Source organism: Bradyrhizobium sp. LA6.1, from assembly GCF_040547805.1.
In the GTDB taxonomy this organism is placed as follows: Bacteria; Pseudomonadota; Alphaproteobacteria; order Rhizobiales; family Xanthobacteraceae; genus Bradyrhizobium; species Bradyrhizobium barranii.
On record NZ_JBEPQK010000017.1, the window covers coordinates 198,101 to 210,031 of the forward strand.

Consider the following 11,931-nt stretch of genomic DNA (forward strand, 5'->3'; position numbering starts at 1 on the left):
GATCGGATACCGCGGTCGCGGACCGAAGAACCGTCGAACCAGGCTAGCCAGCCGCCGCATGTCGATTCCCTCGCGCCAGCAACAAACCTTTCACTCCGCGTATTGTTCCTCCCGCGCGATCGAGATTGCAAGAGGCCACCAACGGCTCAGCATCAAAAAAATCGACGAGAGAATAATCTCCTCTCCTCCACCTCAGCCGGCTCTCCACGTTAGTCGGCTCGCAGCGTCAGCCGGCTGTGCGCATCAGTGACTTCCCGCACTAGTCGGCAAAGCCGACATAGCGCACGAAATCGTCGTTGCCCTCGCGATCGGAGCGAACGGCGTTCGCGGCGAAGCTGTCGTCGGGATACCCCATCGCCACACAGGTCATGATGACCTCTTCTTCCGGAATCTTCGCGACCTCGCGCACGATGTCGGAGCGCATGATGCCCTGCCCGTTGATCACCGAACCGAGACCGCGGTCCCAGGCCGCGAGCACGATGCCGTAGCAGAGCGCACCGAGATCGAAATGGCAGACCGCGCCGGGATCCAGCACGCGGTCATAGGTCAGCACCAGCGAGACCGGCGCGTCGAACTGGCGGAAGCCGCGCAGCACCCAGTCCTGCCGCATCGGCTTGTCGTCGCGCTCGATCCCCATCGCGCCGAACAGCTTCTTGGCGATGTCGACCTGCCGGGTGCGATGAATGCCCTGGTATTCGCCATGACTGATGATATCGCGCTTGACCTTGGCGCCGCCGACCATCTCCTCCATGTTGCGGCGGCGCAACTCTTCAAGCGGAGGGCCTGTGAGCACATGCACATGCCACGGCTGGGTGTTCATCGACGACGGCGCGCGCTTGGCGCTCCCGATGATCGCCTCGATCACCGCGCGCGGCACCGGCTGCTGCTTGAAACCGCGCACGCTGCGGCGCGACTGGACCAGCGTTTCGAATTCCAACTCTTGACCTCCCTGACCGCTCATTCCGCGGCATTGCAATTGTAACGCGTAACCGGTTGCCGATGCGGTACGCCAAATCTATGCTACCCCGCAAGCAAGACCAAGAACCCAGCGAGGACCTGCAAATGCCCGCACCGCTCGATCCCGTCATCGCCCAGATCATTCCGCTGCTGCCGCTGCGCGATCCCACCACGATGACGCCACAGAGCGCGCGCGATGCCTTGCGCGCACTGGCTGCCTCGCGTGCGGATGTGCCGCCGCCCCCCGTCGACACGGTGCAGGATATCAAGGTGAAAGGCGGCGCCGGGCCGCTCGATGCACGTGTCTATCGCGCCGGCCCCAATCCTGCGCCAACCGTAGTCTTCTTCCACGGCGGCGGCTGGGTCGCGGGCGATCTCGAAACCCACGACCGGCAGGCGCGCAATCTCGCGATCGAAACCGGCGCGGTCGTCGTCTCCGTCGATTATCGGCGCCCGCCGGAAACGCGCTTTCCCGGCGCCTTCGAGGACGCGTTCGCCGCCGCAAGTGACATCTTCAACCGCGTCGCGGAATTTGGCGGCGATGCAAAGCGTCTCGGCGTTGCCGGCGACAGCGCCGGCGGCAATCTCGCAGCCGCCACCGCGATCGCCTGCCGCGATGCCGGCATCAAGCTGGCCGCACAATTGCTGGTCTATCCCGTGACCGACGTCGTCGGGGGCTACGCGGATGCGCGCGAGAACGCGCCCTATCCGTCACGCACCGAGAATGCCGACGGCTATTTTCTGACACGCGCGACGATGGAATGGTTTTGCGGCCACTATCTCGCCGATCCCAAGGATGCCGCCGACTGGCGGGTCTCGCCGCTCCGCGCCGCTTCGCTCAAAGGGCTCGCGCCCGCGATCGTGACCACCGCATGGTTCGATCCGTTGCGCGACGAAGGCGCGGCCTATGCACGGGCGCTGGAGGCCGCCGGCGTCCGCGTCAAGCACCATGAGGGCCCCGGCCTGATCCACGGCTATTTCGGCCTTGGCGATGCTTCCGCGGCCGCGAAGGCCGAGGCGCAACGCGCACGGGCCGATTTCAAGACACTGCTCGCGCGCGGAATCTGAACCGCAGATGAATGGAAAAATCCGCGACATCGGTCGTGGCGCGCATCGATCCTGCTTGATTGCGCCACGATTCGCGGCTCCAATCCGCTCGGTAATTTTGTCCTAGGGAGACACCCATGATGAAGCGGATTTTTCTCGCAGCGATCGTCGCCACCTTTGCAGCGGGCTCGGCCTTCGCGGACGACACCTGCGAGAGCAAGGCGGTCGGCAAGGACGGCAAGGCGCTCGCCGGCGCCGCCAAGACCTCGTTCATGAAGAAGTGCAAGGCCGACGCTTGCACGCCCAAGGCCGTCAGCGCCGACGGCAAGCCGCTTGCCGGTGCCGCCAAGAACAGCTTCATGAAGAAGTGCGAGGTCGGCGCCTGATCGCTGCTGGTTCGCCACTGCTGCACGGACACTCTGCAACTCCGTCGTGCCCGGGCCTGTCCCGGGCATCCACATATGTGTGTCCGCGCGGCACAGATCAGATGGCCGGGCCAAGTCGAAAGCACGAACGTCTTCTGGTAACGTCGTCGTCAAGCCGTTCGAATTAACCACCAATTCGATCCAATTTTAATAAGACAACAACGCTGCTTGTTAGCGTGAGCCGCACAGATCAACGTGCGGGAATTGCCGTTTTCCGGATATCGGCGGGACCGGGAAAGTGACTTCGTCGAGTGCGATCGTCTTTCATTGGGAGCATCTCGCCATGATCGAACGTCGTGCAATGAAGCGCATACCGATCAACCGGGCTGCGCGGCTATTGTTTGGTGAAATTCACGGGACTCATCCGTGCCTGGTGCGCGATATCAACGCCTTGGGTGCCCGCATTTCCACGCCGTACTACGTATTTGCCGACGAGTTTGTGTTGTCGTTCGACGGTCATTCCGGAATTTTCTACTGCCGCGTCGTATGGAAAAAGGAGACGCTCTGCGGCGTTTTATTCCTCCTGCGTCGTCGCGCGCCAAAGGCAGCGAACGATTCCGGCGCGCCCGCAAATGTGGTGCGACTTGATCGCCGGCTCGTGTGCCGCGGCGGGGTCTTTAGCCCGGAAGTATCGACCTGACTCCTCGCCCGCGCGGGTGCATATTGCAGCGGTAGGGCGTCGCGAGGTGACCGAATGAAACGCCGCAATTTTGTCGCGCTTCTCGGCGCTGCGGTGACCGTCATGCCCCTCGCGGCCCACGCGCAGCAACCCGCGGTGCCGCGGGTTGGCTATGTCTGGGGTGGCGTTCGCGGGACGGACTTGTACTACCAGACCGGCTTCCGTCAGGGACTTGCGGACCTGGGATATGTCGTGGGGCGCAACCTGCTGCTCGAAGAACGCTACGCCGACGGAGAGCCGGAGCGCGTTCCCGCATTGATCGCTGAACTCCTCACGCTCAACGTCGATGTTCTCGTGACTCCAGGCACACCAATTTCGCAGGCTGCGCAACGTGCAACGTCCACGGTGCCGATCGTCTGCATGAGCGGAGATCCGGTCAGAGCCGGTCTTGTGGCAAGCCTTGCCCGACCAGGCGGCAATATCACCGGGCTGTCGCAGCTCTCGGGCGAATACGGTGTCAAGTGGGTGGAACTGCTGAAGGAGGCGGCACCGAAAGTGCACCGTGTCGCAGTGTTGTGGAATCCTGACAATCCGACGACCGCCAACCAAGTCGAACTCATGCAGAAAGCGGCGCCCGGTCTCGGTATCGAGCTGACGGCTCTCTCGATACGGCGCGCGGACATCGACAACAGCTTCGCCGCGCTTGGGGAGAGAGGCTTCGATGGTCTCGTCGTCACCGACGATCCATCGCTGATACCCCTCGTTCCCCGCCTGATCGAGTTCACTGCAGAGCGGCGCTTGCCGGCGATCTATCCATTCCGCGACTCGGCTCAGAGAGGAGGACTGATGTCGTACTCGGCCAACCTTTTCAAACTATGGCAACGCGCTGCAGGCTATGTTGATCGCATTCTGAAAGGGGCCCGTCCGGCGGAGCTTCCCGTCCAGCAGACGACGGATGTGACCCTGAATATCAACCTCAAGACCGCCAAGGCCCTCGGTCTCGACATTCCCATGACGCTGTCCGCCCGAGCCGACGAGGTGATCGAATAGCAACGGAAATGCTGCGCGCGAAAATTGCGCTTGGCAGACTGTCGTCGGGCGCATCAGTATGGGGTTGATGAACGCAAGCGGCCGCCTGATCGCCTCGCCGGCGGTTGCTGCCAATACGGGTTCTCCACGCACATCGCGGAAAGTCCGATCGCCGACGCTCGGCACTGATCCCATGACGTATAAGCGCATTCGAAATAGGTGCTGCCACCCCACTCCCATCTCTGAAGGCAGACGGGATGGCCGGGATCGTAAGTTTGGGCTGTAGCCGAGGCGATCGCCAGGATCGCCGCACTGCCCAGAATTAGCCAACGGAGCATCCGCATCGCCGTCTCCACCAAATGGATCATCCAGCTTTCCGGTTCGACCGCCGCTCATGTGGAGACAGGAGACGCCTTGCGACGCTTCATGGCTCCTGCGTCGTCGCTCGACAAAAGCGGGGAACGATTCCGTCGCGCCCATATCGGCGCCTCAGCGCTCGCCCCGGGCCGGCGGACATCACTCATCCGATAAGTGGCCCTGAGCCTTGCTCGGAAAGACCCTGCAGCCGCCATCCTGCAATATCACTGGTCTTTCCGCATTGCTCGCATTTCAGGTGAGAGCATCCCCTAGCTCGTCCCCGCTGAACGTTCTCGCGGGAGGCTTCACATCCGCAGCGCGGGCAAGCTAGCGCCGCGCACCCGCATCCAGGGCTTGCGAGCAAGAAACTGGCGAAGTTCGATACGCGGTCGACGATCCTTCTGATCAATTTGGATTATCCAAACGACGGCCCCGGACTTGGGTTGAGTGTGAGGTTCCGGGACCGTCATCGAGGCGCGGACCGCAGCCCACCCGCGCACTGCCAGTAACGTGGATGTCCGCGCGGCGAACAATTGTCTTCTGGTACAATCCCACTGCGCGTCATCATGCCCGCTAGCGGGCATTGCGGTGCTCGGAGCCGATAGCCAATCCTGGCCCGTCAGCGAAACATCGATGCCTCTCAACCAGGTCCGCCTGATGGGCCGCAGCGCACTGGATCTCTCGCGCCGAACTCTTCGCATGTGCCCTGCACCCAAGACCTTTGATCTGGATCAAGGAGTCGAACTATCGATGCAATCTCAACTTGGGCGATAGGCGACGTTCGGAACCATCGACGCCTGTCACATCAAATTCGCGAATTAGGGGGCAACCAACAGACCTGCAACGTAGTGGAGAGACCGCCATGGCCGTCAATCTCATTTCAGCTGCACAACAGCTCCTGACCCCTGAAGTCATTGCGCAGATTTCCTCCTTTCTTGGGATGGACCGAAGCGCGACGCAGAAGGCCGCAATAGCGGCCATCCCGACAATACTGGCCAGCCTGTCGGATCTGGTCGGAACCCCGGCCGGCGCCAATCAACTGTCAAAACTGCTGTCACAACAGCAAGGCAGCAATCCCATGGATATGTTGCGCAACGCCGGCGCCCCGGACCTGGCTCAGACGGGCTCGAGCATGTTGTCCGGACTGCTTGGAGGCCGAACCATGGATACCATGGCCCAGGCGATCGGGAGTTTCGCGGGAATGGGCGATGGCGGCGGCAAGTCGTTACTCGCCGTCGTCGGGCCGCTAGTCCTGGGTATGCTCGGCAAGCAGCAGCATGACGCCGGGATGGATGCAAACGGACTGGCATCGCTTCTGCGCTCGCAGAAAGATCAGATCATGGCGGCGATTCCATCGGGCCTCAGTGATCAACTCGGCGCCGCGGGCCTGATCGACAAGGCACGCAGTGGAATGGCCACGGCCGCCGCCACAGGGAGCCGGATCGCCGGCGTTTCCGGCGCTACTGGCGCGAGCCAGGCCGCCATGGCCGCCGGCCGGACGCAATGGCCATATTGGCTCGCCGCGCTCGTTATCGTTGCCGGACTTGCCATATATGCGCTTCAGCGTCCGACCGAGCAGACGGTCGCTCAGAGTACAAACGTTGCGCGGCCCTCAACCGGAACTGTGGGCATGGCGCCCGCGGATCTGACCGTTGACGGCGTGAATCTGGCGAACCAGGTCAATTCGTCCCTTGGTACGCTGCAGGCTCAACTGCCGACCATCACCGATGAAGCTAGCGCGCAGGCGGCCCTGCCGAAGATCAACGACGCCATCTCGCAGCTGGATGGCGTTACGGCGCGAGCCGCCAAGCTATCTCCGGAAGCACGACGCGCGCTTGCCAAGCTGATCGTCGCGGCGGCGCCGGCCATCAATCAGATGTGCGACAAGGTCTCGGCGACACCGGCCGGCACGATCGCAAAGCCCGTGATCGACAATCTTCGTGCCAAGCTCGACCAGTTGGCGAAAGCCTGAAAGCCAGAGACGTCAAACGCAATAGACTCGCCACACTTCAGGACGGGACGTGTTTCCCAGCCTCCCGTCCTGCAAGATGAAAGGAGAAGACTCCATGGCCGACAAGACCAATTTCACCAAGGATGAATGGGCGCTCCTCCTGAGAAGCCCGATGAATGCTGGAATGGCCATTACGGCTGCCGAACCGAGCGGATTGTTTGGCCTTCTAAAGGAATCATTTGCTGGCGGCACCGCGCTCGCCCAGGCGGCCACCGATCCCAATGCCAACCCCTTGGTCAAGGCTGTGGTCGCCGACTTCCAGACGAGCGACGGCCGGGCGGCGGCTCATGACGGGTTGAAGGCAGAACTCGGCAAGAGCACGCCGGCCGAGATCAAGACCAAGACGATCGCATCGTTGCATGAAGTCACGGCGCTGCTTGCTGCGAAAGCACCGGGTGATGCCGCGGCTTTCAAGGGCTGGCTGCGTCAGATTAGTCAAAAGACGGCTGAGGCTGCATCGGAAGGCGGAGGGTTTTTCGGTGGGGGTGTTCAGGTCAGTGACGCCGAGAAAGCAACCCTCGGCGAAATCTCCAGCGCACTTGGCATCTGATCTCGGTGGGCCGCACGGCCCACCTCTACGCGCCCTGCACCATTGGTTGCTGGATGCCAGAGCCGCTGGCTTCCCCAAGGCCAGCGGCTTGTCTTTGCGGCGATGTGCGGGCAGTTGGGCAAATTCTCGTTGCGCGTCGGCTGGGCGCTGACCGAAGTGGCAACTCCGCTGCCTTCCACGGCAACGTTGACATATGTCAAAGCCGGCAATTCCTGGAACCGAACTACTCCAACCAGCTGAGGCGCTGGGGGGGCCATCATGAAACGATGGAGCGGTCAACCTGCACTGCTCGCTGCTACCGCGATTGCTGCATCATGCATCGCATTCGATGGTGGAATTGAATCTGCGCATGCGAAGTTCAGTCGAATAACGAAGTCGGCGATTGTCCCTGTCGCAACGCCGCGGGAAGTGCATGACCATACCCGCGACGCAAACGGTTCGCCAAGCGCCAACGACCTCCCCTCGCTTGCCACGAAATCACCACGACGGCGTCAGCGCGCAGCAGGGCAAGGCCCGAAAGCTCACGGCGACATTCGGCGAGCAACGCATCGGAAGAGCAACCATCAGCATGCATTTCATAAAAAACATCCTAGAAGGGAAACCCCACTGTTTGGGCTTGCGAGTTTCTACTCGGAAGATCGGATGACCGCGAGCGGCGAGAGGTTCAACAAGCATGCGCTGCATGCGGCGCATCCGTCCTTGCCTTTCGGAACGCGCCTGCGCGTGACCAATGTCTTGAACAAAAAGTCCGTGATCGTGAGAGTCAATGACCGTGGTCCATTTGTTCATGGACGCATCATCGACGTTACATCGGGTGCGGCCCAAGCCCTTGGAATGATCAAGATCGGCGTGGTCAATGTCACGCTTGAAATCGTTCGATAATGGCCGCCCATTTCATATATCGACGGCGGCCGGGCCGTGATCAAAACGGCGGGAAAGGACTGATTTGGGAGTACACGGCCTAGTCCCGCTTGAACCGATAGTCGAACGCCCCACCCAGCGGCTTGATCAGCCCGACCGTCGGCGCCGGAAAATGGATCGGCAGGATCAGCGTGTCGGTGTCCGCAACGGAGGCGAAGAACTTTCGCCGCGAGACCGCCGACTGCCTGGCATCCCAATCCGGCTTCGCCGACCAGTCCGGCTCGCGGCACTGGATCTGGTGATGCATGAGATCGCCCGCGACCACCGCGCGGCTCCCCTTCGAAAAGATATTCACGCAGCAATGACAGGGTGAGTGCCCCGGCGTCGGCGTCAGCGTGACGGTGTCATCGAGCGCGTAGTCGTCGTCCACCAGCAGCGCCTGCCCGGCCTCGACGATCGGCAGGCAGTTGTCGCGGAAGACGGTGCCGGGCGGGTTGTTGCCTTTGGCATTCTCCGCCTCCCAGGCCGCGTACTCGCCCTTGTGAAAGACGTACTTTGCATTCGGAAACGTCGGCACCCAGCGCCCATCGCGCAAGGTCGTATTCCAGCCGGTGTGATCGATGTGCAGATGGGTGCAGAAGACGTAGTCGATCTGCTCGAAAGAGATGCCGAGCGCGAACAATTCGTTGCGCCAGCGCTCCTTGCCGGGAAAGTCGAACGGCGGCGGATGGCCCTTGTCCTCGCCGGTGCAGGTGTCGACGAGGATGGTGTAGCGCGGCGTGCGCACGACAAACGTCTGGTAGGTGATGACCATCATGCCGCGCGCGGCATCGAACACCTCCGGCTCCATCGTCGGCAGATGACGGGCGAACACGCCCTCGTCATAGGCCGGGAAGAAATCCTGCGGCCGCCGCCACGGCCCTTCCCGCTCGATCACCGCATCGATGGTGATGTCACCGATCCGCAGTTGCTTCATGGTTGTTCGCTCCCTTTTTGAGGAAGCGTAGCGGGCGACATAGGACCGTTCAAGCCGCGAGGCGTACAGGCCTCCCATGCACCCCGATTGCCGCAAATCAACCTCAAACGCCGCCGACGATAACCCTGGAATGGGGAATATCTGGTGGGCAGGAAACTCAGAGTCGTCACGGCAGTCCTGATTGCCGTGGCTGCGGGCGTCTACATCAACAACACCGATCTGCTGGCGCCGCATCGCGACGGCAAACCGGTGCTGCTCGCGCATCGCGGTATGGCACAACGGTTTGACGAGCGCGATGTGAGGAACGACACCTGCACCGCCGCGCGAATGTTGCCGCCGGCGCATGACTACCTCGAGAACACCCTCCGTTCGATGCATGCGAGCTTCGACGCCGGCGCCGATGCGGTCGAGCTCGACGTGCACCCGACGACCGACGGCGAATTCGCCGTTTTCCATGACTGGACTCTCGACTGCCGTACCGACGGCCAAGGCGTCACGCGCGAACAGAGCATGGCGAAACTGAAAATGCTTGACATCGGCTACGGCTACACGGCCGACGGCGGCAAGACATTCCCGTTTCGCGGTAAAGGCATCGGGATGATGCCGACATTGTCGGAGGTGTTCGCCGCCTTCCCTGACAAGAAACTCCTGATCAACGTGAAGAGCCGAGACCCAAACGAAGGCGAGAAACTTGCCGCCGTGCTGAACGCGCTCCCGGCCGAGCGGCGCCGGACGATCATGGTCTATGGCGGCGACGAGCCCATCGACGTGATCCGTGGCCTCACCCCTGATGTCCGCACCATTTCGCGCGGGGCCATCCGGAGCTGCCTGATCCGCTATATCGGCTATGGCTGGACCGGCCTGATGCCAGCCGCCTGCCGCAACGCGATGGTGCTGGTACCGATCAACGCCGCGCCCTGGCTATGGGGCTGGCCCGATCGCTTCCTCAATCGCATGACCGACGCCAACAGCGCGGTCTTCGTGCTCGGCCCCTACAGCGGCGGCGAGTTCTCCACCGGCATCGATACGCCCGAATTGTTCGCCCGGCTGCCGCAAGCCTATTCCGGCGGGATCTGGACCAACGAGATCGAGGCGATCGCCACGATCTCGCGCAAGAGCAAAAACTAGCTCCGCAGCCCCGGCGCTTCCTGCCCGGTGCGCGCGACATATTCGGTGTAGCCGCCGCCGAACTGGTGGATGCCCTCCGGCGTCAACTCCAGCACGCGGTTCGACAGCGTCGCCAGGAAGTGGCGGTCATGCGAGACGAACAGCATGGTGCCCTCGAAATCCGCCAGCGCCGTGATCAGCATCTCCTTGGTGGCGAGGTCGAGATGGTTGGTCGGCTCGTCCAGCACCAGGAAGTTCGGCGGGTCGAACAGCATCTTGGCCATCACGAGGCGCGCCTTCTCGCCGCCCGACAGCACGCGGCAGCGCTTCTCGACGTCGTCGCCGGAGAAGCCGAAACAGCCGGCAAGCGCGCGCAACGAGCCCTGCCCCGCGGTCGGAAACTGATCCTCCAGCGACTGAAACACAGTGCGTTCGCCATCGAGCAGGTCCATCGCGTGCTGGGCGAAATAGCCCATCTTGACGCTGCCGCCGACTGCCACCGTGCCCTCGTCCGGCTCGCTCGCACCGGCGATGAGCTTGAGCAGCGTCGACTTGCCGGCGCCGTTGACGCCCATCACGCACCAGCGCTCCCTGCGGCGGATCATGAAATCGAGCCCGTCATAGATGCGCTTGCTGCCGTAACCCTTGTGGACGTTCTTGAGCGCCACGACGTCCTCGCCCGAGCGCGGCGCCGGCGGGAAATCGAACGCCACAGTCTGGCGGCGGCGCGGCGGCTCGACCCGCTCGATCTTGTCGAGCTTCTTCACCCGGCTCTGCACCTGGGCCGCATGAGACGCGCGCGCCTTGAAACGCTCGATAAACTTGATCTCCTTGGCGAGCATGGCCTGCTGGCGCTCGAACTGCGCCTGCTGCTGCTTCTCGTTCTGCGCCCGTTGCTGCTCGTAGAACTCGTAATCGCCGGTATAGGTCGTGAGCGATCCGGAATCGATCTCGATCACCTTGGAGATCACGCGGTTGATGAACTCGCGATCATGCGAGGTCATCAGCAGCGTGCCTTCGAAATCGTGCAGGAATTTTTCCAGCCAGATCAGGCTTTCGAGATCGAGATGGTTGCTCGGCTCGTCGAGCAGCATGACGTCGGGGCGCATCAAGAGAATACGCGCCAGCGCCACGCGCATCTTCCAGCCGCCGGAAAGCTTGCCGACATCGCCGTCCATCATCTCCTGGCTGAAGCCGAGGCCGGACAGCGCCTCGCGCGCGCGGCCGTCGAGCGCATAGCCGTCGAGTTCCTCGAACGCGTGCTGCACCTCGCCATAGCGCGCGATGATCTCGTCCATCTGGTCGGCCTTGTCGGGGTCGGCCATCGCGGCCTCGAGCTCGCGCAACTCGGCTGCGACCTCGCTCACGGGACCTGCGCCATCCATCACCTCGGCCACGGCGCTGCGGCCGCTCATCTCGCCGACGTCCTGGTTGAAATAGCCGATGGTAATGCCGCGATCGGTCGAAACCTGCCCTTCATCGGGCAGTTCCTCGCCGGCGATCATCCGGAACAGCGTGGTCTTTCCCGCGCCGTTCGGGCCGACGAGGCCGATCTTCTCGCCCTTGTTGAGGGCGGCGGAAGCTTCGATGAACAGGATCTGGTGGCCGGCTTGCTTGCTGACGTTGTCGAGGCGGATCATGGGGTCTTTTTGGGGGGAATGTTGCGTTGCAGCGTCATAGGCCATACGGGCCGCCAGGGGAAGCCCGGCCGAGCCCGGATTCCACCCCGCCAGACGCCAGCTTCCTGTAATTCATCCCGACGCGACGCTTCGCGCCCGCTGCCTGCCGTCTCGCTGTCCGCTTCCAGCCGAAGCGCGCTGTCCGGGCGGCAAGGCGTGACGTCCGCCAATGTCCCATATAGCGGACTTGCCGCTACCGCCCGTCAGGCGTCGGCTTGTGACCCTGGCTGTGTAAAAACGCGGCGCTTGACGTGATTCTCGCGGTATGATTCCCGCACGATTTGCGGGGGTCTCGGATGAAGCGCTTCATTGA

At 62.6% G+C, this 11,931-nt stretch carries 12 protein-coding genes; 8 read left to right on the plus strand and 4 right to left on the minus strand.

Annotated features, from left to right (window positions below; genetic code table 11):
• Positions 1–259: 259 nt before the first annotated feature.
• Positions 260–937 carry a nitroreductase gene (locus tag ABIB99_RS33435; RefSeq protein ID WP_354179655.1) on the minus strand — a complete coding sequence of 226 codons (678 nt, stop codon included), beginning with the start codon at positions 935–937 and terminating at the stop codon, positions 260–262.
• A 125-nt stretch (positions 938–1,062) separates the two neighbouring features.
• On the opposite strand from ABIB99_RS33435, the gene ABIB99_RS33440 reads away from it, so the two are divergent.
• The 4 genes from ABIB99_RS33440 to ABIB99_RS33455 all read left to right on the plus strand — a co-directional run bounded on the left by ABIB99_RS33440 (position 1,063) and on the right by ABIB99_RS33455 (position 4,098).
• Entirely contained in the window at positions 1,063–2,025 is a 963-nt protein-coding gene (locus ABIB99_RS33440; protein WP_354179657.1) for an alpha/beta hydrolase, read from the plus strand.
• A 116-nt stretch (positions 2,026–2,141) separates the two neighbouring features.
• Positions 2,142–2,390, plus strand: coding sequence for a hypothetical protein (locus ABIB99_RS33445; RefSeq protein WP_071914505.1), 249 nt, complete (start codon positions 2,142–2,144; stop codon positions 2,388–2,390).
• A 322-nt stretch (positions 2,391–2,712) separates the two neighbouring features.
• Complete coding sequence (locus tag ABIB99_RS33450; protein ID WP_354179659.1) at positions 2,713–3,069, plus strand: PilZ domain-containing protein; 357 nt, start codon at positions 2,713–2,715, stop codon at positions 3,067–3,069.
• 54 nt (positions 3,070–3,123) lie between these two features.
• A complete protein-coding gene (locus ABIB99_RS33455; RefSeq protein WP_354179661.1) occupies positions 3,124–4,098 on the plus strand; it encodes an ABC transporter substrate-binding protein in 975 nt (324 codons plus the stop codon).
• 53 nt (positions 4,099–4,151) lie between these two features.
• On the opposite strand, the gene ABIB99_RS33460 is transcribed toward ABIB99_RS33455, so the two are convergent.
• The gene (locus tag ABIB99_RS33460; RefSeq protein WP_354179663.1) at positions 4,152–4,445 is read right to left on the minus strand and encodes a DUF3551 domain-containing protein; all 294 of its coding nucleotides are present in this window, start codon (positions 4,443–4,445) and stop codon (positions 4,152–4,154) included.
• Between the two features lie 851 nt (positions 4,446–5,296).
• Between ABIB99_RS33460 and ABIB99_RS33465 the strand changes: the two genes are divergently transcribed.
• From ABIB99_RS33465 to ABIB99_RS33475, 3 genes are all read left to right on the plus strand, one after another.
• Positions 5,297–6,406 (plus strand): DUF937 domain-containing protein, encoded by a 1,110-nt coding sequence (locus tag ABIB99_RS33465; protein ID WP_354179665.1) that lies wholly within the window; start codon positions 5,297–5,299, stop codon positions 6,404–6,406.
• A gap of 94 nt (positions 6,407–6,500) precedes the next feature.
• Positions 6,501–6,995, plus strand: a complete 495-nt coding sequence (locus ABIB99_RS33470) for an alpha/beta hydrolase family protein (protein ID WP_354179667.1) — start codon at positions 6,501–6,503, stop codon at positions 6,993–6,995.
• Positions 6,996–7,253: 258 nt separating this feature from the next.
• Positions 7,254–7,877, plus strand: a complete 624-nt coding sequence (locus ABIB99_RS33475; protein ID WP_354179669.1) for a septal ring lytic transglycosylase RlpA family protein — start codon at positions 7,254–7,256, stop codon at positions 7,875–7,877.
• 79 nt (positions 7,878–7,956) lie between these two features.
• Here ABIB99_RS33475 and ABIB99_RS33480 read toward each other — a convergent pair whose 3' ends face one another.
• Positions 7,957–8,832 (minus strand): MBL fold metallo-hydrolase, encoded by an 876-nt coding sequence (locus ABIB99_RS33480; RefSeq protein ID WP_354179671.1) that lies wholly within the window; start codon positions 8,830–8,832, stop codon positions 7,957–7,959.
• 144 nt (positions 8,833–8,976) lie between these two features.
• Here ABIB99_RS33480 and ABIB99_RS33485 point away from each other — a divergent pair, with 144 nt between their 5' ends.
• Positions 8,977–9,960 (plus strand): glycerophosphodiester phosphodiesterase family protein, encoded by a 984-nt coding sequence (locus ABIB99_RS33485; protein ID WP_354179673.1) that lies wholly within the window; start codon positions 8,977–8,979, stop codon positions 9,958–9,960.
• On the opposite strand, the gene ABIB99_RS33490 is transcribed toward ABIB99_RS33485, so the two are convergent.
• A complete protein-coding gene (locus ABIB99_RS33490) occupies positions 9,957–11,579 on the minus strand; it encodes an ABC-F family ATP-binding cassette domain-containing protein (protein WP_259257798.1) in 1,623 nt (540 codons plus the stop codon). The two genes, ABIB99_RS33485 and ABIB99_RS33490, sit on opposite strands and share 4 nt — an antisense overlap.
• Between the last annotated feature and the right edge of the window lie 352 nt (positions 11,580–11,931).